The organism is Amycolatopsis sp. BJA-103, from assembly GCF_002849735.1.
Taxonomy (GTDB): domain Bacteria; phylum Actinomycetota; class Actinomycetes; order Mycobacteriales; family Pseudonocardiaceae; genus Amycolatopsis.
This window is the reverse complement of record NZ_CP017780.1, coordinates 6438260-6458449: the sequence shown is the minus strand read 5'-3', so window position 1 is coordinate 6458449 and position 20190 is coordinate 6438260. Positions and strand designations below refer to the sequence as shown.

Genomic DNA, 20190 nt, shown 5'->3' with positions numbered 1-20190 from the left:
GGAGGACGAATGCACGACTATCGGCTCGATCTGGAAAAACCGCTGATCGACGCTCATCTCGACGAGTTGCGCCGCCGCGTCTACTTCGTGTCGGAGGACATCGTCGACTTCCAGCTGGTCTTCTCCGGCAACGAGGTGGTCGCCGTCGTGGTGACGACCGACGAGCCCGCGGACGCCGGCGAACTCTCCAGGAAACTGGAGTTCGTCGTCGAGAACGACGTGCGGACCCAGCTGCCGACGCCGCCGAAGGTGGTGTGGCGATCGGACTCCACCCGGGTGCCGCTTACCGACGTCTTCGAGGGAATGCTGGCCGATGGCGTGGTGCACGAGATCGGCCCCGGTCAGGTGGCGCTCGGCGAACCGGCGATCACCGCGCTGAACACGCTGGACGGATTGCTGCGCCGCATCATCGACGACGAGTTCGACGCGCGCGAGTACCGGTATCCCACGCTGCTCCCGGTCACCGCGCTGCATCGCAGTGGCTACCTGTCGTCGTTCCCGCAGCACATGATGTTCGCCGCCCGGCTGGACGGCGACGTCGACACCTATCGCGCCTTCGCGAAGGAAGTCACCGAGCGCGCCCAGATCGGTGAACACATCCTCGGGAAATGCGGTCCGGTGGACCGGTGCCTGCCGCCGACGATGTGCTACCACACCTTCGACCAGTTCTCCGGGTCCACATTGGACAAGGAGAACATGGTGGTGACGGCGAAGGGCGGATCGTTCCGGCACGAGGCCCGCTACCACCGGACACTGGAACGGCTGGCGGACTTCACCATCAGGGAAACGGTCTTCCTCGGCTCGGCCGAGTTCGTCCGGAGCGCCAGGGACCGGTTCCGGGACCGCGCGATCGAACTGGTCGCCGAGCTCGGGCTCGCCGGGCGGTGCGAGGTCGCCAACGACCCGTTCTTCGCCAGTGTCGAAGGAGCGGCGCGAGCGTCTTCGCAACGGCTGCTCGAACTCAAGCACGAGTTGCACCTGGATGTCGGCCCGCAGGGGCAGAGCATCGCGGTCGGCTCGTTCAACCTTCATGAACAACATTTCGGAGAGGCCTTCGGCATCAGGGGCCCGGACGACGAGGTGGTGTATTCGGCCTGCGTCGGCTTCGGGCTGGAGCGCCTGACCTACGCGGTGCTGTGCCAGTACGGATGGGACATGGCCGGCTGGCCGGAACCGCTACGGGAGCGGGCCGAGCGGCTTCTTCGAGCGACCAGGGGAGATCGATGACGGACACCACTACGGTCAGGCGCGTCGGCGTACTCGGCGCCGGCACGATGGGCATCGGTGGCGCGCACGCGTTCGCCGCGGGCGGATTGCCCGTGGTGCTGGTGGACACCTCCCGTGCCGCCCTCGACCGCGCACGCGACGAGATCGCCAACAACGCCAGGCTCTACGGCATGCTCAACCGCGCGCTCGCGGGAAGCACACCCGCGGACGTGCTCTCGCGCATCACTTTCACCACCGAGGCGGACGAACTCGCCGACGTCGATTTCGTGGTGGAGAACGTCACCGAGAACTGGGAGGTGAAGCAGGACCTGTACCGCGAGATCGACCGGATCTGCTCACCGCGGTGCGTTTTCGGGGTGAACACCTCGGCCATCCCCATCACGAAGATGGCCTCGGTGACCGAACGCCCGGACAGGGTCATCGGAACCCATCTGATGAACCCGGTACCGCTCAAGCCGCTGGTCGAGGTCATCCGCGGGTTCCACACCTCGCCCGAGACCATCGAACTCACCCGTGAGGTCTTCCGCCGCATCGGCAAGGATTGCGTCGTGGTCGAGGATTCCTCGGGTTTCGTGACCAACCGTGTCGCGATGCTTTCGGTCAACGAGGCGATTCTCCTGCTCCAGGACAACATCGCCTCGGCGGGCGACATCGACCGGCTCTTCCGGCAGTGCCTCGGGCACCAGATGGGACCGCTGGAGACCGCGGACCTCATCGGGCTGGACACCGTGCTCTATTCCCTCGAAGTGCTGCTCGACAATTTCAACGATCCCAAGTTCCGGCCGGCCCCACTGCTCCGCAAACTGGTCGCGGCCGGCCGACTGGGCCGCAAGAGCGGCCATGGTTTCTTTCCCTACGAGCCGGTCAACGCCGGGACGATGGCAGGTGCCGAATGACTGAGGACCGCATTTCGATCATCCGCGCTTTCATCGCGCAGAACGTCCGTGACACCGAACTCACCGACGATCACGACATCTTCGCCACCAGCAGCGTCAGCTCGATGTTCGCCGTCCAGCTGGTGATGTGGGTCGAACGGACCTTCGGCGTCGCCGTGGTCCCCGCCGACCTCGACATCGCCAACTTCCGGACGGTGAACCACGTGGCCAAGTTCGTCGAGTCCAGGCTCGGCGCCGTCGCCGAGAAGGAAGGCGCCACGGCGTCGTGACCACGACGTCCTCGGCCGTCTCCCCGGTGGCAGCGCCCCTGTCCGGCGCGCTGCCACCGGGGGCCTGCCACGTGTGGTGGGCGAGTACCGCGCAGGCGTCCGATCGGCACCTGGCACTGCTGGACCCGGTCGAACGGGCGCGCCGTGCCGGGATCGCGGGGCAGGCGGACCGGGACCGGTTCACCGTGGGCTGCGCCCTGCTCCGCCTGACGGCGGGCGGCTACACCGGCGTGGCGCCGGAGCGGGTCCGGATCACCCGGTCCTGTCCGGACTGCGCCCTCCCGCACGGCAAGCCCGCCGTCCTCGACGGGGACATCGAGGTCTCGGTGTCGCATTCGGGCAGGCGGATCGCGGTCGCGGTGTCGCGGGCCGGCGCTGTCGGCGTCGACGTCGAAGAGATCCGCGCCGACGCCGACGTCCGGGGGATGGCCGCGTACTTGCTGTCCCCTGCCGAAGCGGCCCGGCCCGCCACCCCCGGCGTCGACGAGTTCGCGGCTTTCTACACGTCCTGGACCAGGAAGGAAGCCATCGTCAAAGCGACGGGCGACGGATTGCGGACGCCGTTGGCCGGTCTCACCCTTTCCCCGCCGGGAGAAAGGGTGAGGCTGGTGGCGGCGGAGGGCCGGGACGACCTGCCAGGCCAGGTCACGATCAGAGACCTCACGGCGGGCCACGGGTATGTCGCGTCGGTCGCGGTGCTCGGGGCCCGGCTCCTCGAGGTTCGCGAACTGGACGGGAGCACGCTTTTGGCGTGAAGACGCAACCGGTTCCGCTCTGTGGACGTGCTGGTCCGCACGGACGGTCGCTGCCGACAATGGCCCGCATGACCGGAACCGGCCTGACCGACGAAGCCACCTACGACCGCACACGGCTCGCGCAGTGGCGGGCCGGGCAAGCGCGAGGTGACGGGATGTCCCGGCGCGGGCTGCTTCGCCTGGCGGCAGGCGGCACCCTCGCGCTGACGGCGTTCGGGACGCTTCCGGTGGGGATGGCGTCGGCCGCCTCGCCGATCGTGAAACCGTTGCCGCCGGAATTCTTCGAGGTCTACGGCACCAACGCGGAAACGCGCTGGGAGGCTCTGAGCGGTCAGGGTTACCTGACGCCGATCGACCGGTTCTTCGTGCGGAACCACACCGCCACCCCGTCGATCGACGCCGCAGACTGGCGCCTGAAGCTGTTCGGAACGGGACTGCGCGGTGCGCCGACGGCGGACAGGCCCGTCGAGTTCAGCTACCGCGACCTGCTCCGGTTGCCTTCGGAGACGATCACCTCCGCGATCGAATGCGCGGGCAACGGCCGGAGTTTCTTCACCGGCCAGCAAGGGCAGGCGGTGTCCGGCACGGCGTGGAAGCTCGGCGCGATCGGGGTCGCGCGCTGGCGCGGCGTCCGGCTCTCCACCGTGCTGGCCAAGGCGGGACTGACGCGGCACGCGGTGGACGTCCTCCCGGAAGGACTGGACGCCGACTACGTCACCGGCGGGGCGAACCTGGGGAAGGTCCGCCGTCCCTTGCCGATCGCGAAAGCGTTGCAGGACGTCTTGCTGGCCTACGAGATGAACGGGCAGCCGCTCCCGCCGGACCACGGCCACCCGGTGCGGCTCGTCGTGCCGTCCTGGGTGGGCATTTCGTCGATCAAATGGCTGGGGCGCGTCGAAGTCTCGGAAACGCCGCTGGTGTCGCCCTGGAACACCCAGTACTACCGGCTGCTCGGGCCGGGCTATCCGGCGGAGGGCACGGTGGTGACCCGGCAGGTAGTCAAGAGCGCGTTCGAACTGCCGTGGAACGCCGAATTCGCGGCGGACGGCAGGCATGTGCTGCGCGGCCGGTCGTGGTCGGGCAACGGCCGGATCCGGCGCGTCGAAGTCGACGCCGGCACCGGCTGGCGGCAGGCGAAGTTCGTGGGCACTTCGGCGGATCGCGGCTGGCAACGCTGGGAGATCCCGTGGCGCCCCAAGGCTTCCGGCACGCACACCCTGCGGGCGCGGGCCACCGACATCACCGGTGCCGCCCAGCCGGACGTCACCCCGCACAACACCCAGGGCTACCTGTTCGACGCCGTCGTCCGCCATCCGGTCCGGGTGGTGTGAGATGACGCAGTCGGTCGCGGTGAACGGGGAGCCGACCGTCGAGCTGACCCTGGCGTTGCGGGTGAGCACCGACTCCGAGCACGCGGCCGCGATCGCCGCGCGCCTGCTCCGGTCCTTTGAGGACACTGTCGGCGTGACGCTGACGGCACGGACGTTCCACGAGGGTGAGACGAACTCCGGTCAGGTCGTCGAACTCGCCGGACGGCGGCGGCGCCTCGGCGATTCCGCGCCACCACTGCGTATCGAGCCTGATTCGCGGCGAGTGCTGTTGTGCGGCGAGGTCCTGGATTTCACCAGACTGGAGTTCGATCTCCTGCTGTTCCTGAGCCGGAACCCGGACCGCGTCTTCGACCGCGGCACCCTGATGGCGCGGGTGTGGGAACTGAGCGGCGGCAACGGGCGGACCGTGGACGTCCACGTCCGCAAGATCCGAGGGAAGCTGGAACCCGTGCTGACGCCGATCACCACGGTGCGCGGGGTCGGCTACCGGTTCGACGGTGCGGGCCAGGTACTCATCGCGGACTGAGCGAAGCCGGAATGTCAGGATACGGACCGTGACTCCGACCTACGTTCTCGTCCACGGCTCCAACAGCGCCTCGTTCACCTGGGGCCCGCTGCAGCGCGAGCTCGCCCTGCTCGGCCACCGCACGCTGGCCGTCGACCTTCCCGGCCACGGTTTCAGCGCCGGTTTCCAGGCGGCCTACCAGGCGCCGCAAGACCTCGCGGCGCTGGCCACGGCGCCGTCGAACCAGGCAGGCGTCACCGCCGCCGAAGCCGTCGAGCACGTGGTGGACATCGTGCGCGAGGTCGCCGTGCACGGGCCGGTCATCCTGGTCGGCCACAGCCGCGGCGGGGTCGTGCTCACCGGGGTGGGCAACGCCGTCCCGGAGCTGATCGAGCGGATCGTCTACGTCTCCGCTTGGTGCGCCGTCGATTTGACGCTGGGCGAGTACATGCAGGAGCCCGAGTACGCGACCAGTGCGCTGAACGACGTCGGCGGTGTCGTCGTCGCCGACCCCGCCGCGCTCGGCGCGCTCCGGATGAACTGGCGTACCGCCGATCCCACACTGCTCGCCGCGTTGAAGACGGCGATGCTCGAAGACGGCACCGAGCAGGAGTTCTTCGCCTACCTCAACACTCTTGAGCCGGACGAGAGCCTCGACGCCGGTACCGAGAGGGCCGACGCCGCCACCTGGGGCCGGATCCCGCGCACCTACGTCAGGCTCACCGGAGACCTGTCGATCCCGCTCGCGCTGCAGGACCGCTTCATCAAGGAGGCGGACGCGCTCACCCCGGACAACCCGACCGACGTGCGTTCGCTCGAAAGCAGTCACGTCCGCTTCCTCATCCACCCGAAGGAGGCGGCGGCCATTCTCGCCGGGCTCGTCTGAGCCCCGGGGTTCTGTTCCGCCGGGGGAGGAGGAGACCCGAGAACGATGACGGACGGACCATTCACCAAGGGGCACCTGATCACGTTGCTGATCAGTTCCGCGATCGGGGTGGGATTCGGGGCCGGGTGGTGGTTCTTCGGGGCCTCTTCCGTTTCCGGCGGATCGATGCCGCTGGTCGTCTTGGGTGTCCTCGCGGTACTGGGCCTGGTGGGCTGGCTCCTCTTGACCGCCCGTCGCGGTGCCGGGCTGCCCGCGGGCGGCGGCCGGGAGGAGAGCCCGTTCGGCAAGCGGTACGGGATCGCCGTGTTGCTCATGCTGGTGGGGATCTTCGCCGGAGCGCGGGTGCTCTCGGCGGTCTTCGAAGTTCCCGAAGCCGTGCCCGCGTGGGTGCTGTTCGTGGTCGGCTTGCATTTCCTGCCGTTCGCGAAGCTGTTCGGGTCGCGGCGTTTCCTGGTGCTGAGCGTGCTGTTGTGCGTCGTCGCCGTGCTCGCGGCCGTGCTCGCGATCGCGGGCTGGACGGCGGCCTGGCAGCTCGTGCCGGGCTTCGGCGGGGCCGTGATCCTCTGGGCGACCGTCGTCGCCGGGCTGCTCGACACGGCTCGTCAGGGAGCGACGAGCCCGGCTTCGTAGGCGAAGATCGTCAGCTGGACCCGGCTTGCGCCCGATGACGGCGAGGGGGCCTTCGCGATTCCGGCATGATGCGGTCATGACCGAGCCCGTCCATCCGTTCACCCCGCCCGCCCACGAACGCCACTGGATCGAAACCGTCACCGAACTGGCGAAGGACTTCGCCGCGACGGCCGCCGAGTTCGACGAAACGGCCGAACTGCCCATCGCCAACCTTCGCGCGTTGCACGCGACAGGACTCGACAGGGCGACATTGCCCGCGGAGTTCGGTGGCGAGGACCTCAGCTATCGGGCCTACGGCGAGATCGTCCGGATACTCAGCGCCGCTTGTCCCTCGACGGCGTGTATCTGGGTGATGCACATCGGTGCCGCGGTCGGCCTGGTCCAGCTGTCCGATCCCGCAACGGGCCGCTTCTACGCCGGGGAACTCATCGGTGGCAAGCGGTTCGCCAACGCGCTGTCGGAACCGAGCAGCGGCAACATGTTCCTGATGCCGCAGCAGATCGCCGAGCCCGTCGACGGCGGGTTCGGGCTCACCGGCGCCAAGCGGTTCGTCTCCGGCTGTGAAGCCGCCGACCACTTCCTGGTCAACGCGCTCGTCGGCGGCGTGCCCACCTTCTTCGGCGTAGCGCCGGACGACACGATGACCTTCGTGCCCATCTGGGACACGATGGGACTGCGCGCCAGCCGCAGCCAGCTCGTCTCCTTCGAAGGGACCGTCCTGCGGGAAGACCGCAGGTGCCCGCCTTCGGCCGAACGGCGCCCGAACCACATCTCGGCCGGGCTCGCCTTCTTGTCACTCGGGATAGCCGACGCGGCGGAGGACGCTCTCGTCTCTCACGCCCGAAGCCGCGTCATTCCCGTGACCGGACAGCCGCTCGCCGAGATGCAGTGGCTGCGGTTCGAAGTCGCGGATGTCCACACCCGCCTCGAAGCCGCGCGCATGTACGCCCAAAACATGGCGTGGCTGGCGGATCAGAACTCGCCGGAGTTCCTGCCCGCGACCATGACGGCGAAGGTGCTCGCGAACGACATCGCCCGCGATGTGGCCCAGCTGGCGCTGAAGGCTGGCGGCGGTTCGGGCTTCCTGCGCACTTCGCCGATCCAACGACTGTTCCGGGACGCGCAGGCGGGCGGGCTGATGGCCTATTCGGCCGAAGTCTGCAAGGACCTGATCGGGAAGACGGTGCTCCTGCCGCAGGACTGACCGCGGATGGGACCCGGCCGGGTGACGTCACGCCCGGCCGGCCCCGCCGAAGCGGGTCAGCAGCAGCCGGTGCCGCTGCAGTCACAGTCGCAGCAGTCGTCGTTCCGCATGATCATCCACCTCCTCTTCCGGGTTCGCGGTCAGGCGGGCACCACGCGCCGGGAAGGGGATCGGCGCAGCTCTCGCCGGACATCCCGGACAGCATGGAAGTGAGTTCGGCGCGCAGCGCGCCGAGCCGCGTCATCTCGGCGTCGATTTCGGCGAGATGGCGTTCGAGCATGGTTTCGGCGGGTTCGCACGGGCACACCCCGGTGTCGCGCACGCTCAGCAGGTCACCGATCTCCGTCAGCGTGAGCCCGAGCCGCTGGGTGCCCCGGATGAACCGCAGCCTGTCGATGACGCCCTCGTCGTAGCGCCGGTGTGCCCCGGTGGTCCGCGCCGGTGCGGGCAGAAGGCCGATGCGCTCGTAGTAGCGCACGGTGTCCGGTCGCACCCCGGCTCGTGACGTCACCTGGGACATGGTCAACGCCGTCAGCGCCGTCGTCGCTTCGGTTCGCATGTCCCGAGGGTAGAACTTGGACCCGGCTCCAGAATCAAGTCCGGAATTCGACCGGGCTCGCGAGGAGAAGACGACGGCGCGGCGTGCCCGCATCATTCGAAAGGGTGGAAACGGCGAGAGGACGGCACGGTGACTGACTTCCGGTACGTGATCAGGGATCTCACCACGGAGGGTGAACAGGTCGACGCCCTGGTGTCCGAGCTGGACGACGCGGGATGGGATCTGCCCACCCCCGCGGGCGGCTGGTCGGTCAGGCACCAGATCGCTCATCTCTCCTTCATCTTCAAGATCGCCGGACTGGCCGCGGCCGAGCCGCAGAAGTTCGCCGAAGTCATGAAGAGCTCGATGACACGTGGATTCGACGCCGCCGTCAACGCGGCCCTCGACGACTACCTCGGTGACCCCAACGAGGTCCTCCTGAGCCGGTGGCGCGCCGAGCGCGACGCCGGTATCAAGGCGCTCGCCGCGGTCCCGGCGGACCAGGTCGTGCCGTGGCTGGTCAACCCGCTGCCGCCGGCCATCCTCGCCTGCGCGGGGATGATGGAACTGTTCGCGCACGGCCAGGACGTCGCGGACGCGTTAGGGGTGCGTCCGGAGCGGACCGACCGGCTCGCGTACCTCGTCGGCTTCGCCGTCCGTGTGCGGGACTTCGGCTACGAGGCCCGGGGCCTGACCCCGCCGGAGCAGGAATTCCGCTTCGAGATCACCTCGCCGTCCGGCCAGCTGTGGACGTTCGGACCCGAGGACTCGCGGCAGCGGATCACCGGCAGCGCGGAGGACTTCTGCCTGCTGGTCACGCGGCGCCGTCACCGTGACGACCTCGACGTCCGTGCCGAAGGCGCGCTGGCGGACCACTGGCTGGACATCGCGCAGGCGTACCGCGGGCCCGCGGGCGAGGGGCGCGCGCCGGGGCAGTTCGACCGCTGAGAACCACACCACGGCCACGGTGATTACGGCATCCTGGAAGTCGCGATCAACTCCACTCGGTGCGATCGTCGAGGCACACGGGGTCTAGGAGGCGATCGTGGCACGGGTGTGGTTGATCAGGCACGGGGAAAGCGAGACGAACGCGGGGCTTCCCGGCGGCGAGCCGGGTGCTTCGGTGCTGACCGAACTGGGCAGACGGCAAGCCCGCGAAATCGCGAAATCGCTGGCCGAGCCGCCTCGGTTGATCGTGACGTCGCCGTTCGTGCGGGCGCGGCAGACCGCCGAACCGACGATCGAACGGTTCCCCGGCGTGGAGTGCGAGGAGTGGCCTGTCCAGGAGTTCACCTTTCTCGGCGAACTCCATGGACAGGTCACCACCACGGCCACCCGGAAGCCGTACACGGAGGCGTACTGGAACCGGGCCGATCCGCACCACGCGGTGAACGGCGCGGAATCCTTCGCCGCGCTCTTCGCCCGGACCCAGGAATTCCTGGCGCGGCTGGGCGAGCGGGAACCCGGGCCGATCGCCGTCTTCACGCACGGGCTCTTCATCCGCGCCGTCATGTGGTCGCTGCTGACCGGGACCACCACCCCGGACAGCGAGGCCATGCGCGGATTCCGCACGTTCGCCGACACCTATCTCGTGCCGAACGGCGACATCACCGAACTGCGGTACACCCCGGGGAAGCGGATTCCGCGAGTGGTGGTCCCGCTCGCCTCCCGGTTCGCCGCCCGCTAGGGCTTCATCAGCAGCTGGAGCTTGTTCACCCCGGTCATGTGCGGGCTGGGGATGAACGCGGGCGGGGCGGCCGGATCGGTGCGCAGATCAGGGAACCGGTCCAGCAGGATGTTCAGCGCGGTCTTGCCTTCCAGCCTGGCGAGCGGAGCGCCGATACAGAAGTGGATCCCGCGGCCGAAGGCCAGGTGCGGGTTGTGCGCCCTCGCCGGATCGAAGGTCCCCGGATCCGTGAACGTGCGCGGATCCCGGTTCGCCGCCGCGACCCACACGAAGAGCATGCTGTCCGCCGGGATCGTCCGGCCGCCCAGTTCGATCTCGGTCGTGGTGGCGCGCGCGACGAGCGCGAACGGGCTGAGGAAACGCAGCGATTCCTCGATGGTGGCGGGCAGCAGCGAACGGTCCTCTCGGACGCGCCGGTACTCGTCCGGATGGGAATCCAGGCACAGCACGGTGTTCCCGAGCAGCATCGTGGTGGTGATGTGCCCGGCGAGCAGCAGCACGTTCGCGAAGTTGACGACTTCGTTCTGAGTCAGTTTCTCACCGTCGACCTCGGCTTCGACGAGTTTGGTCAGCAGGTCCTCGCGCGGGTTCCGCCGCCTGTCGTCGACGTGCTCGGAGAGGTAGTTCACCAGGTTGTTCACCTGCTCGCGCGTTTCCTCGGCGGCCTTCTTGTCCTCCTCGGTCTGCTTGAGCAGCGACCGCTGCTGGCTGTTGTTCAGCAACTTGTCGACCCATTGCTTGAACAGGTCGCGATCGCCGGCCGGGATACCGAGCAGTTCGGCGATGACGATCACCGGTAGCGGATAAGCCAGGTGGGTCACCAGTTCCATCGAGTCCGCGCCATCGACGGTGTCGAGGAGTTCGTTGGTCAACTCGGCGATTCGCGGTTCGAGATCGGCGACGACCTTCGGGGTGAAGGCGTGACTCACCAGCGTGCGCAGCTTCTTGTGGTCCGGCGGGTCCATCTGGAGCAGGTTGCCTTCGACGAACTGGTCCTTCTCCGGCGACATCTCCGCGGGGATCAGGCGGGCGGTGTCGGAGGAGAACACCTTGGGATCACTCAGGGTCTTCAGTGCCTCGGCGTGGCCGTAGACGTGCCACATGCCCGCCTCGGGATCGAAACGGACCGGGTCGGCCGGGAATTCGTCCCGAAGCCAGAACTGGCTTTCGTGGACACCCCAGGTTTCGGCGATCGTGGTCATGGCTTGCCCCCTTCTTCTCGTGGTGGAAGAGCTCGGATCAGATGGGCTCCTCGGTGCCGTCCTGCCGGTAGATCCAGGCGCGATAGGACGAGACCAGCTCCCGGAACGCTTGGATCACTTCGGCCGCGGTCGCGGCCACGTTCGCCGGTGACGGCGGCTCCGGCGGCTCGAACGCCCTCCGGATGACGTGCGCGAGGGCATCGGCCTTTTCCTCGGCGGTGAGGCCGGTGCCCTCGGTGGTGAAGCTGTCCATCAGGTAGAACCCCAGCGCCGAGGCGCGCAGGGTGAAGAGCAGGTCCGGGATGTCGTCGCGCAGCAGTCCGCGGTCGGTCATCGTCTTCAGGTACCGCTCGGTGACGACGGCGTCCTGATCCTGCAAGGGATGTTTCTTCAACCGGCCCAGCAGTTCGGTGTTGCCGGTGATGAGCGCGCCGAGCAACGGATTCCGCTGGGTGTACAGGAAGACCGTCCGCTGGAATCGATGCGGGATGACTTCCGCCGGATCTTCGTCCAGCCGGTCGAGGAGACTCTCGGCCGCCCTGAGCGATTCACGCAGGAGCAACGCGTGGAAGAGGTTTTCCTTGGTGCGCCAGTGCAGATAGAGCGTGCCCTTCCCGACGTCGGCCTGCTTCGCGATGTCCTCGATGGTCACCTTGCGATAGCCCAGCCGGATCAGCAGGACGCCGGCCGCGTCGAGGATGCGATCGGCGCGGCCGGCGGTGCGGTCCGGACGTTCTGCCACGTGTGCTCCCAGTCTCTGACTTTGTGACCAGATTTGCTTATCTGGTCATCCGGTCAGTACGACGGTAGCGCCGATGTGACGGGTCCGGCAAGGAAAACGGCGGTTTTTACCGCAGACGGTGGGCGAGCAGGAACTTCCAGATGACCGGGGTCGCGTTGATGGCGGTCGGGGTGGCGGAGTCGTTGTTGGGCGCCGTACTCGGCCAAACGTGCCCTGCGCCTTCGACGCGGTAGTGCTGGAGCGAGCAACCGAGCCAGCGCTGGACGGTGACGTCGGTCTTCGGCGAGTACTGCATCGGGCGCGGGAAGCAGCCGTTCCGGTCCGCCCAGCCGGCGAGCCAGTCCGGCAGTGTCGGCAGACCCTTGGCGGGATTCCCGGTGTACGGGATCGTCGCGTCGGCCGTGCCGTGGAAGTCGAGGATCGGCGCCGGGCGCGACGGGTGGCATTCGCCGCCCTGCGGATAGAACGCGCCGGCGACCGGGGCGAACGCCGCGATCCGGCCCGGCATCCGGCAGGCGAGCACGCCGACGAACCCGCCGCCGTTCGACTTGCCCGTCGCGTAGATCCGGCGGGAGTCGACGCACAGTTCCCGCTGGAGTGCGTTCAGCAGGTCGCTGGTGAAGAGCACGTCGTCGGCGGCCGCCGAGTACGGTGCGCCGGTCCAAGCCGATTCACCGTCAGTGCCCGGAAGTCCTTGCGGGTAGACGGAAATCGCGTCATACGCGGAGAACCCGGAGAGTTCCTCCTGGTACTTCGAGGTCCGCTTGTGACCGTGGAACGACAACACCAGCGGGTACGACCGCGACGGCCGGTACCGCTCGGGCACGTGCACCGTGTACTCGCGGACCAGGCCACCGGACGTCAAGGTCCGCAGCGTCGTCGCTCCCGCGGGCACCGGGGACGGACGGTGGCAGCCGGTGGTCGGCACCGGACGATCGATCGGCGACGGCGCGGCCGACGCCACCGGTGCGGCGAGCAGGGTCAGTCCGGCAGCGGCGGCCGCCATCAGCGCGAGACGGCGTAGATACTTCGTGGGACCAGGCACGCGATCCTCCTTGATCGGGCGGCGGGGCGGTGATCAGGGTCACTCCCGGCACCGGCCTGGTCAGCATTGTGTTCATTGAGTTTTCGGACTGCTTTTCCTGTCACTCCGTCGTGGCCGCGATACCGGGGCCGCGGCAGTTCAGCCGCAGGCCTTTTTCGCCTCGAGCACCCGGGTCAGTGCTTCGTCGACCCGGGCGGCCGGGAGGTCGCCGGACGCAAGCGCTTGCTCCAGCGTGGTCAGCACCGTGCCGACGTTGCCGCCGGAGGACCACAACGCCTGATCCGCCCCCGCCTGCAAGGCCTTGAGGACCGCCGTCGGCAAGGGGTACTGCGCCGTGATCGCCTTCATCGCCCCGAGATCGTCCGTGATCACCGGGCCGTCGAACGCGTAGTCCTTCCGCAGCAGCCGGTACGCCGGCGCCGAGAGAGTCGACGGGGTGCCGCCGGTCAGATCGGGCACGTCCAGATGCCCGACCATGACGCCGACTTCGCCGTACTCGCCGATGTCGCGGTACGGCACCAGGTCGACCTTCCGCAGCGAGGCCAGCGGCGGTGTCCGCACCAGTCCCTTGTGGGAGTCCCCGGTGGCGTGCCCGTGCCCGGGGAAGTGCTTCAGCACCGGTTGCACCCCGGCGTCCCGCAAGCCCTGCGCGAACGCCAGGACGTACTTGCGCGCGACTTCGGGATCCGAGCCGAACGAACGGTCACCGACGATGTCGCGGTCCGGCTGGTCCGTGATGTCGGCGTCGGGCGCGTAGTCGACGGTGACGCCTCGGGCCCGCATCTGCTTGCCCCGCTCGGCCGCCTTCGTCCGCACCTGTGCCGGTGTCAGGGTCGCGGCCATCTTCCGGGCGCTCGGCATGGCACCGTCGAGAGCGTCGATCCGCTGAACGCGGCCGCCTTCCTCGTCGATCGCCACCGATACCGGGACCTTCGCGGCCCGCTGCACCTCGTCCAGCGCGCGGTTCTGCAGCAGGGCTGTCTCGTTGCCGCCGAGGAAGATCCCGCCGATCTGCTGATCGCGCACCAGCTTCACCGCCGCCTGGGGATCGCCGGCGTTCACGCCGACCACCATCAGCTGGGCCAGCCGCTGCCGGGGGCTCATTCCGGCGATGACGGCTTCGCAGCCCGGATCAGGCACCTGCTCCGCCCTCGGTGACGGCGAGGAAGGGGAAGGGATGACGCTGGACGGGCTCGAAACAGTGCTGCTGCGCGGCGGTACCGTCCCGGCCGGTTGTGCCGATCCGGCCTGTTCGGTCGCCGTACCGCACTGCACGCTGGTGGCCAGAACGGTGGCCGCTCCCAGGATGACGGTCGTCCATCGCTTCGTCGTCTTCGGGCGCCCGGAGTTCATCAGCTCGTTTCGTTCGTAGTCCATGCCGGTACCGACGGTAACCCCAGTTGCCCTTTAGTACGCGCTCGCATGCCCTTTCGTTCGTGCTCGTGCGGGCTCGGGCCTCGGCTCCACCTCCCTCCTCTTTCGTGTTCTCCCTCGTCAGACCGCTGTTCGGACTTGACAAGTCGATCTGCTCCGCCGTAGATTACCACATGGTTATGAAACCGCAAGGTTATCGAAGGGCTCTGGTCGCCGCGGCGTGAGAGCCCGATCGTGAGAACTCGAATTCGTGAGAAGGCTCAGAACCTGTGAGAACGGCTCGAGCTCGTGAGAACGGAAAGGCGGGCGACCGTGGCCCAGGATCTGCTCGATGCCACCTTCGCGGCACTCGCCGACCCCACCCGTCGCGCGATCCTCGCGCGGCTCGCGCGCGGCGAGGCCACTGTGACGGAGCTGGCCGAGCCGTTCGCGATGAGCCAGCCGGCCATCTCCAAGCACCTGAAAGTGCTGGAGCGGGCGGGGCTGGTGGCACGGGGGCGTGACGCCCAGCGTCGCCCCTGCCGCCTGGTGGCCGAGCCGCTGAAGAACGCGAACGAATGGCTCGGTGGCTACCGCCGCTACTGGGACGAGGCCTTCTCGCAACTGGACCTCGTCCTCGAAGACGAGTTGCGGCACCCGGAGCGCCGGGACGAGACCGACTGACCACCGCACGAGCGGAAAGGAACGACACGATGGGCCGCACTCTCAGCGTGGTGAAATCCGGCGATCTGGAGATCGTCATGACGAGGTCCTTCGACGCGCCGAGGGCGCTGGTGTTCGACGCGTGGACCAAACCGGAGCTGGTCCGCCGCTGGTTCGGCCCGCACGGCTGCGAGGTCGTCGAATGCGAGATCGATCTGCGCGTCGGCGGCAGGTGGCGCTACCGGCTTCGTCACGACGGCGGGATGGAGATGGTGTTGCAGGGCGTCTATCAGGAGATCAGCCGTCCGGAAAGGCTCGTGTCCCTGGAGACGAACGAGGACTGCGACGCCTCGGAAGGGCAGGCTCTGGCGACGCTGACGTTGGTCGAACACGGCGGCGTGACCACCCTGACCCAGGTGCTGCGGTACGGCTCGGAGCGGATCCGGGACGCCGTGCTCGAATCCGGGATGGAGCGGGGTGTCGGTCAAGGGTTCGACAAGCTGGCCGAGGCCGTGGCCGTACCGGCTAGGGCGTGAACACGATGAACGCCATCGCGGATCGCTATCGCGTCCGGGCCGACGCCTTCGAGAGCAAGGTGGCCGCCGTCGGAGCCGGGCAGTGGGAGAACAGGTCTCCGTGCGCTGATTGGAACGCCAGGGACGTCGTCGGGCACATCGTCGACATGCACGGCGCGATGCTGCGCCCGGTCGGACGTGAGCTCGGGCCGGCGCCGTCACTCCTGGAAGACCCGCTCGGCGCCTTCCGGGCGGCTCGTGCCGATGTCGAGGCCGTCCTCGCCGATCCCGTGCTCGTGGCCACGGAGCACGAGACACCGGCGGGGAAGATGACCGCCGGGCAGCACATCGACCAGGTCGTCAGCGCCGACATGGTGGTCCACGGCTGGGATCTGGCCCGTGCCACCGGTCAGGACGGCACGATCGACCCGGCGGAGGTCGCCCGGATGTGGCCCGGAGCGCAGGAGATCCCCGACCAGATGAGGATCCCAGGTGCCTTCGGGCCGGGAATCGTCGTCTTCGGTCCCGAAGTGAAAGTGCCCGAGGACGCGCCTTTGCAGGACAGGCTGCTCGGGCTGCTGGGCCGCGATCCGAACGCCTGACAGCGGTCAGACGTGAATGCCCCGGTGTCGCCGGGCCGGCCGGGAAGGAACCGGTACCTCGGCGGCGTCGGTCCCCTTGGCCGCGGCCAGGACACGCTCCAGAACCGACAGAGAGGTGGTGAGCAAGGAGATCTGGTTCTGGATCCGGGTCTTGGCGATCTCCAGTTCGCCGGTCATCTCCGGTGAAGGCACCAAATGTGTGTCGTCGCCGGAAACACAGGGAAGGAGTTCCGCGATCTTGCCGCTGCACAACCCGGCCGAATAGAAGAGCTGGATCTGCAGAACCCGGGCGATGTCGTCCTCGGTGAAGGTCCGGTAGCCGTTGCCGCTCCGGTCGGGACGCAGCAGGCCTTCCGTCTCGTAGTACCGCAACGAGCGGACGCTCACCCCGGTCCGCTCCGCCAGTTCGCCGATCCGCATGAGGCCACAGTAACCGGGGAAACCGAGATTGACCGTGACGCCGGTGTCAGGGTTTAGCTTCGCGTTCATGAGGCTGCTCGAAGAATTCCACGGTGCCGCGATGCGGTTGCCGAACCGCGTCGCGATGGCCCCGATGACACGGGGGCGGGCCGACGACAAGACAGGCGTGCCACATCCGCTGACAGCCGAGTACTACGCGCAACGCGCGCGCGCCGGCTTGATCGTGAGTGAAGGTGTCTGGGTCACCGAGACCGGCAAGAGCGGTCCGGGTATCCCCGGACTGGCGACAGACCGCCAGGCCGAGGCCTGGCGTGAGGTGACGGAGGCCGTGCACGAGGAAGGTGGCCGCATTTTCGCGCAGCTCTGGCACGCGGGCCGGGTCTCCCACCCCGGTGTGATGGGCCGGATCCCGGTGGCGCCATCGGCGGTCCGGCAGGCCGGACGGATCTTCGTGGCAGGCGGCTGGACGGAGACGGTCGAGCCCCGCGCGCTCGGCGAGGACGAGATCGGCGAGGTCGTCCAGGACTTCGCCGCGGCGGCACGCCGGGCCGTCGACGCCGGGTTCGACGGCGTGGAACTCCACGGTGCCAACGGATACCTCATCCAGGAGTTCCTTGCCCGCAACACCAATCGCCGGGAAGACCGTTACGGCGGTTCGCCCGCCGCCCGGATCGGTTTCCCGCTCGAGGTGGTGGCGGCCGTGGCCGAACAGATCGGCGCGGCCAGGGTCGCCCTGCGGATTTCGCCGGGCAACCCGGAGAACGACATCGTGGAAGACGACTGGAAGAAGGTGTATTCACGACTGCTCACGGAACTACGCCGGTACGAGCTCGCGTACCTGCACGTCATCGACACTCCTGAGGCCGAGGCGCTGTCCTACCTGCGGCCGTTGTGGCCGGGGGCGCTTGTCGCGAACCTTCGCTCCGAGGAGCCGACGTCCCGGGCCGAGGGTGAGTCCTTGATCGAAGCCGGGCTGGCCGACGTGGTCGCCTTCGGCAGGCTGTACATCGCGAACCCGGACCTGCCCGCCCGATTCGCGCTCGACGCCCCACTCGCCAGCGCGGACCACGCCGTCTACTACGGCGCCCGGCTCGACGGCTACACCGATTTCCCGGCTTTCGAACCGGACTCGGCGAAGTTCGCCTGTTCGGCGCGCAGCTGATCTTCGCGGCCCGCTCTACAGTGCGGGGATGGTCAAGACGGCAGTGGAAATCGCGGCGGCTGTGCGTGCCAAGGAACTCGACCCGGTCCAGGTGACCCGTGAGGCGTTGGCCAGGATCGCGGCGGCCGACGGGGTGATCGGTGCGTTCCGCCGGGTCCGGGCCGAAGAGGCGCTCGCCGAGGCCGCAGCCGTCGCCGAACGCGCGGACCTGGCCGACCTGCCCTTGGCCGGAGTGCCGGTCGCGGTCAAGGACGTCGCGCCGGTCGAGGGTGAGTACGCCTCGTGGGGGTCGCGTGCGGGCTCGTCGACGGTGTCCACAGAGGACGGTGAGATCGCGCGACGCCTCCGCGCGGCCGGCGCGGTGATCGTCGGCCTGACCCGGGTGCCGGAGCTGTGCATCTGGCCGTCGAGCGACGATCCGAACGGGACCGCGCGCAATCCGCGCAATCCGTCCTACGCCGCGGGCGGTTCGTCGGGCGGGAGTGCCGCGGCCGTCGCGGCCGGGCTGGTGCCCATCGCGCACGGCACCGACGGCCTGGGCTCGATCCGGCTGCCGTCCGCGATGTGCGGGCTCGTCGGCCTCAAACCGGGCAAGGGCGTGGTCCAGGTGCCGGGTGAGGACGGCTGGTTCGGCCTGTCCACGCACGGTCCGATGACGACCACCGTGGCCGACGCGGCCGTGCTGATGTCGGTCCTCGCGGAACAGCCCGGCCTGGCCGATCTCGCCGACCCGAAGCGGTCCCGCATCGCCCTGTCGACTCAGGTCCCGTTGACGAGGGCGCCGTTGCCGCGCGCCTTCAGCCGGGCCGTCGCCCAGGCCGGAGAGCTTTTCCGCGCGGCCGGGCACACCGTCGCGCCCGGAACACCTCGGTACAGCGCCGGAGCCATCGGCGGCCTCCTCGCGCGGTGGGTCGCGGGCCCGGCCGAACAAGCGGCCGAGTTCGATCTCGGCGCACTCCAGCCCCGGACGCGCACGCACGTCCGGCTCGGGCATCTGATGGCGAAACGGGTCCGCGAGACCACCCGCGAGCACTGGCTGGAGCGTGCCGAAGAATTCTTCGCCGACCACGATGTCCTGGTCACGCCCATGCTCGCGAGCCTCCCGCTCAAGGCCCGCAGGTGGCACGAAAGCCGGTGGATCGCCAACGTGCTGCCGTCCGTGCGCGTCGCGGGCTTCGCCGGCCTGTGGAATCTCGCGGGCTATCCGGCCATGTCGGTGCCGGTCGGCGTGCATCCCTCGGGCATCCCGGCCTGCGTTCAGCTCGTCGCCGCGCCCGGCGGGGAAGCGCTCCTCCTCGGCCTCGCGGCCCAGCTCGAAGCGGCCAACCCCTGGCCCCGTACCACCACCTCCTGACCTTGGAAAGAGAGCAAGGGACCTTTGCTGTCACTCTCCGAAAGAGAGCGATAGCAAAGGTCCCTTGCTACTTCGCGCTGGTCAGGAGCCGGTTTTGGCGGGCGACGGCTTCTGGCCGTTCGCCTTCGGGCCGTTCTGCTCGCCCTGTCCGTTCTTCGGCGCAGCGGCGGCAGGCGCCGAAGAAGCGGGCTTGGCGGGGGCAGGTTTGGCCGGGGCGGCGGCCTTCGACGCGGGCTGCTCGGCGGGCTTGGCGGCAGGCTTCGTCTCTTCGGCCTTGCTGTCGCCGCCGACGAGCTTCGAAGCGTGCGGGATCACCGACTCCTCGGGCAGTGCCGCGAGCATCGCCTCGCTGCCCTTCAGGACCTCGTCGGCCTGCAGCAGGCTCTTGCGGGCCTGCTCGCGGATCTCCGCCAGCCTCTCGACCTTCCGCTGGGCGGCGGTCGTGCGCTGGGCGGCTGTCGTCGTGGCCTCGTCGAGCCGGCGCTTGGCCTCGGCGGTCGCCTCGTCGACGCGGCGCTTGGCTTCCGCGGTCGCTTCCGCGATCCGGCGTTCGGCCTGGTTCTTGCTGGCCGTCTGCTGGTCGGCGATGTGCTTCTCGTGCGACGTGCGCTGAGCCGTGATCGTCTGCTCGAACTCGCGCTCGATCTTCCGGCGCTTGCGCTCGGCCTCGTTGTCCAGCAGTTCCCGGCGCTGGGCGGCCTCGACGGTCAGCCGGTGGACCTCGGCCCGCGTCTCGGCGAGCGCGGATTCGTGCTCGGAGTGCAGCGCGTCCGCCTGCTTGTCCAGTTCGGCGACGAGCCGCGTGTAGCGCTCACGGAGCTTCTTCGACGCCTCGCTCGAGGACGCCCAGTGCTTCTCGGCCGCGACCTCGGCACGCTTCGTGACCTCTTCGGCACGAGCCTGCGCGAGCGTGACGGTGCGCTGCATCCGCTCGTCGAGGTCCTCGAGCCGCTCCGGCGGCTTCTTGAGCTCCTCGATCCTGGCGTTGAGCTTCGCCACCTCGTGGCGCACGGTTTCGAGTTCGCGCGACGCCGACGTCGCCTGGGCGATCGCGGCGTCGCGGTCGGTGATCACGCGATGCAGCTGGGCTTCGAGATGATCCAGATACTGGCGCACTTCGTTCCGGTCGAAGCCGTGCCAGGCCTGGGTGTACTCGCGCCGCAGGGGCAACAGGCCGTTGTCTCGCTCGGGAACCATGGTCACG

At 68.7% G+C, this 20190-nt stretch carries 23 protein-coding genes; 16 read left to right on the top strand and 7 right to left on the bottom strand.

Going from position 1 to position 20190, the window contains the following annotated elements; translation table 11 throughout:
• Positions 1-9 precede the first annotated feature (9 nt).
• The 9 genes from BKN51_RS28445 to BKN51_RS28405 all read left to right on the top strand — a co-directional run bounded on the left by BKN51_RS28445 (position 10) and on the right by BKN51_RS28405 (position 7703).
• A complete protein-coding gene (locus BKN51_RS28445) occupies positions 10-1227 on the top strand; it encodes a hypothetical protein (protein WP_101610563.1) in 1218 nt (405 codons plus the stop codon).
• Positions 1224-2123, top strand: a complete 900-nt coding sequence (locus BKN51_RS28440) for a 3-hydroxyacyl-CoA dehydrogenase family protein (RefSeq protein ID WP_101610562.1) — start codon at positions 1224-1226, stop codon at positions 2121-2123. Before BKN51_RS28445 ends, BKN51_RS28440 begins: the two co-directional genes overlap by 4 nt.
• The gene (locus tag BKN51_RS28435) at positions 2120-2392 is read left to right on the top strand and encodes an acyl carrier protein (protein ID WP_199192894.1); all 273 of its coding nucleotides are present in this window, start codon (positions 2120-2122) and stop codon (positions 2390-2392) included. The genes BKN51_RS28440 and BKN51_RS28435 overlap by 4 nt, the downstream gene beginning before the upstream one ends.
• The gene (locus BKN51_RS28430) at positions 2389-3147 is read left to right on the top strand and encodes a 4'-phosphopantetheinyl transferase family protein (RefSeq protein ID WP_199192897.1); all 759 of its coding nucleotides are present in this window, start codon (positions 2389-2391) and stop codon (positions 3145-3147) included. Before BKN51_RS28435 ends, BKN51_RS28430 begins: the two co-directional genes overlap by 4 nt.
• A 68-nt stretch (positions 3148-3215) precedes the next feature.
• Positions 3216-4478 carry a sulfite oxidase gene (locus BKN51_RS28425; protein ID WP_101613505.1) on the top strand — a complete coding sequence of 421 codons (1263 nt, stop codon included), beginning with the start codon at positions 3216-3218 and terminating at the stop codon, positions 4476-4478.
• Between the two features lies 1 nt (position 4479).
• Positions 4480-5004: a winged helix-turn-helix domain-containing protein gene (locus tag BKN51_RS28420; RefSeq protein WP_101610561.1), complete on the top strand. Its 525-nt coding sequence runs from the start codon at positions 4480-4482 to the stop codon at positions 5002-5004.
• Between the two features lie 28 nt (positions 5005-5032).
• Complete coding sequence (locus tag BKN51_RS28415; protein ID WP_101610560.1) at positions 5033-5869, top strand: alpha/beta fold hydrolase; 837 nt, start codon at positions 5033-5035, stop codon at positions 5867-5869.
• Positions 5870-5914: 45 nt separating this feature from the next.
• Positions 5915-6499 carry a DUF7010 family protein gene (locus BKN51_RS28410; protein ID WP_101610559.1) on the top strand — a complete coding sequence of 195 codons (585 nt, stop codon included), beginning with the start codon at positions 5915-5917 and terminating at the stop codon, positions 6497-6499.
• Positions 6500-6575: 76 nt separating this feature from the next.
• Positions 6576-7703 (top strand): acyl-CoA dehydrogenase family protein, encoded by a 1128-nt coding sequence (locus BKN51_RS28405; RefSeq protein ID WP_101610558.1) that lies wholly within the window; start codon positions 6576-6578, stop codon positions 7701-7703.
• Between the two features lie 112 nt (positions 7704-7815).
• Here the strand turns inward: BKN51_RS28405 and BKN51_RS28400 are convergent, their stop codons facing one another.
• Positions 7816-8262 (bottom strand): MerR family DNA-binding protein, encoded by a 447-nt coding sequence (locus BKN51_RS28400; RefSeq protein ID WP_101610557.1) that lies wholly within the window; start codon positions 8260-8262, stop codon positions 7816-7818.
• Between the two features lie 129 nt (positions 8263-8391).
• Here BKN51_RS28400 and BKN51_RS28395 point away from each other — a divergent pair, with 129 nt between their 5' ends.
• Together BKN51_RS28395 and BKN51_RS28390 are read left to right on the top strand one after the other, a co-directional pair.
• Positions 8392-9189: a TIGR03084 family metal-binding protein gene (locus BKN51_RS28395; RefSeq protein ID WP_101610556.1), complete on the top strand. Its 798-nt coding sequence runs from the start codon at positions 8392-8394 to the stop codon at positions 9187-9189.
• A 97-nt stretch (positions 9190-9286) separates the two neighbouring features.
• On the top strand, positions 9287-9928 hold the full coding sequence (locus BKN51_RS28390) for a histidine phosphatase family protein (RefSeq protein WP_101610555.1): 642 nt from the start codon (positions 9287-9289) through the stop codon (positions 9926-9928).
• Here BKN51_RS28390 and BKN51_RS28385 read toward each other — a convergent pair.
• The 4 genes from BKN51_RS28385 to BKN51_RS28370 form a co-directional block, all read right to left on the bottom strand.
• On the bottom strand, positions 9925-11130 hold the full coding sequence (locus BKN51_RS28385; RefSeq protein ID WP_101610554.1) for a cytochrome P450: 1206 nt from the start codon (positions 11128-11130) through the stop codon (positions 9925-9927). The two genes, BKN51_RS28390 and BKN51_RS28385, sit on opposite strands and share 4 nt — an antisense overlap.
• Before the next feature lie 37 nt (positions 11131-11167).
• Positions 11168-11872, bottom strand: a complete 705-nt coding sequence (locus BKN51_RS28380; RefSeq protein ID WP_101610553.1) for a TetR/AcrR family transcriptional regulator — start codon at positions 11870-11872, stop codon at positions 11168-11170.
• A 106-nt stretch (positions 11873-11978) separates the two neighbouring features.
• Complete coding sequence (locus BKN51_RS28375; protein WP_101610552.1) at positions 11979-12917, bottom strand: alpha/beta hydrolase family esterase; 939 nt, start codon at positions 12915-12917, stop codon at positions 11979-11981.
• A 138-nt stretch (positions 12918-13055) separates the two neighbouring features.
• Positions 13056-14294, bottom strand: a complete 1239-nt coding sequence (locus tag BKN51_RS28370) for a glycoside hydrolase family 3 N-terminal domain-containing protein (RefSeq protein WP_101610551.1) — start codon at positions 14292-14294, stop codon at positions 13056-13058.
• Between the two features lie 309 nt (positions 14295-14603).
• Here BKN51_RS28370 and BKN51_RS28365 point away from each other — a divergent pair, with 309 nt between their 5' ends.
• The 3 genes from BKN51_RS28365 to BKN51_RS28355 are packed head-to-tail and all read left to right on the top strand — an operon-like array spanning position 14604 to position 16050.
• Positions 14604-14954, top strand: a complete 351-nt coding sequence (locus BKN51_RS28365) for an ArsR/SmtB family transcription factor (RefSeq protein WP_101610550.1) — start codon at positions 14604-14606, stop codon at positions 14952-14954.
• A gap of 29 nt (positions 14955-14983) precedes the next feature.
• Complete coding sequence (locus BKN51_RS28360) at positions 14984-15469, top strand: SRPBCC family protein (RefSeq protein WP_101610549.1); 486 nt, start codon at positions 14984-14986, stop codon at positions 15467-15469.
• A 5-nt stretch (positions 15470-15474) separates the two neighbouring features.
• A complete protein-coding gene (locus BKN51_RS28355; protein WP_101613504.1) occupies positions 15475-16050 on the top strand; it encodes a TIGR03086 family metal-binding protein in 576 nt (191 codons plus the stop codon).
• 6 nt (positions 16051-16056) lie between these two features.
• Here BKN51_RS28355 and BKN51_RS28350 read toward each other — a convergent pair whose 3' ends face one another.
• Positions 16057-16539, bottom strand: a complete 483-nt coding sequence (locus BKN51_RS28350) for a MerR family transcriptional regulator (protein ID WP_101610548.1) — start codon at positions 16537-16539, stop codon at positions 16057-16059.
• Between BKN51_RS28350 and BKN51_RS28345 the strand changes: the two genes are divergently transcribed.
• Positions 16538-17632 (top strand): alkene reductase, encoded by a 1095-nt coding sequence (locus BKN51_RS28345; RefSeq protein ID WP_101610547.1) that lies wholly within the window; start codon positions 16538-16540, stop codon positions 17630-17632. The two genes, BKN51_RS28350 and BKN51_RS28345, sit on opposite strands and share 2 nt — an antisense overlap.
• 28 nt (positions 17633-17660) lie before the next feature.
• Positions 17661-18986 (top strand): amidase, encoded by a 1326-nt coding sequence (locus BKN51_RS28340; RefSeq protein ID WP_101610546.1) that lies wholly within the window; start codon positions 17661-17663, stop codon positions 18984-18986.
• A gap of 81 nt (positions 18987-19067) precedes the next feature.
• Here the strand turns inward: BKN51_RS28340 and BKN51_RS28335 are convergent, their stop codons facing one another.
• The gene (locus BKN51_RS28335) at positions 19068-20183 is read right to left on the bottom strand and encodes a cell division protein DivIVA (protein ID WP_101610545.1); all 1116 of its coding nucleotides are present in this window, start codon (positions 20181-20183) and stop codon (positions 19068-19070) included.
• Positions 20184-20190: the final 7 nt, after the last annotated feature.

Excerpts from the sequence above, each read along its gene's own strand:
- BKN51_RS28440 (WP_101610562.1), top strand. The coding sequence starts at position 1,224 with ATGACGGACACCACTACGGTCAGGCGCGTCGGCGTACTCGGCGCCGGC.
- BKN51_RS28400 (WP_101610557.1), bottom strand. The coding sequence starts at position 8,262 with ATGCGAACCGAAGCGACGACGGCGCTGACGGCGTTGACCATGTCCCAG.
- BKN51_RS28345 (WP_101610547.1), top strand. The coding sequence starts at position 16,538 with ATGAGGCTGCTCGAAGAATTCCACGGTGCCGCGATGCGGTTGCCGAAC.
- BKN51_RS28405 (WP_101610558.1), top strand. The coding sequence starts at position 6,576 with ATGACCGAGCCCGTCCATCCGTTCACCCCGCCCGCCCACGAACGCCAC.
- BKN51_RS28360 (WP_101610549.1), top strand. The coding sequence starts at position 14,984 with ATGGGCCGCACTCTCAGCGTGGTGAAATCCGGCGATCTGGAGATCGTC.
- BKN51_RS28370 (WP_101610551.1), bottom strand. The coding sequence starts at position 14,294 with ATGGACTACGAACGAAACGAGCTGATGAACTCCGGGCGCCCGAAGACG.
- BKN51_RS28350 (WP_101610548.1), bottom strand. The coding sequence starts at position 16,539 with ATGAACGCGAAGCTAAACCCTGACACCGGCGTCACGGTCAATCTCGGT.
- BKN51_RS28420 (WP_101610561.1), top strand. The coding sequence starts at position 4,480 with ATGACGCAGTCGGTCGCGGTGAACGGGGAGCCGACCGTCGAGCTGACC.
- BKN51_RS28410 (WP_101610559.1), top strand. The coding sequence starts at position 5,915 with ATGACGGACGGACCATTCACCAAGGGGCACCTGATCACGTTGCTGATC.
- BKN51_RS28435 (WP_199192894.1), top strand. The coding sequence starts at position 2,120 with ATGACTGAGGACCGCATTTCGATCATCCGCGCTTTCATCGCGCAGAAC.
- BKN51_RS28385 (WP_101610554.1), bottom strand. The coding sequence starts at position 11,130 with ATGACCACGATCGCCGAAACCTGGGGTGTCCACGAAAGCCAGTTCTGG.
- BKN51_RS28425 (WP_101613505.1), top strand. The coding sequence starts at position 3,216 with ATGACCGGAACCGGCCTGACCGACGAAGCCACCTACGACCGCACACGG.
- BKN51_RS28335 (WP_101610545.1), bottom strand. The coding sequence starts at position 20,183 with ATGGTTCCCGAGCGAGACAACGGCCTGTTGCCCCTGCGGCGCGAGTAC.
- BKN51_RS28445 (WP_101610563.1), top strand. The coding sequence starts at position 10 with ATGCACGACTATCGGCTCGATCTGGAAAAACCGCTGATCGACGCTCAT.
- BKN51_RS28355 (WP_101613504.1), top strand. The coding sequence starts at position 15,475 with ATGAACGCCATCGCGGATCGCTATCGCGTCCGGGCCGACGCCTTCGAG.
- BKN51_RS28340 (WP_101610546.1), top strand. The coding sequence starts at position 17,661 with ATGGTCAAGACGGCAGTGGAAATCGCGGCGGCTGTGCGTGCCAAGGAA.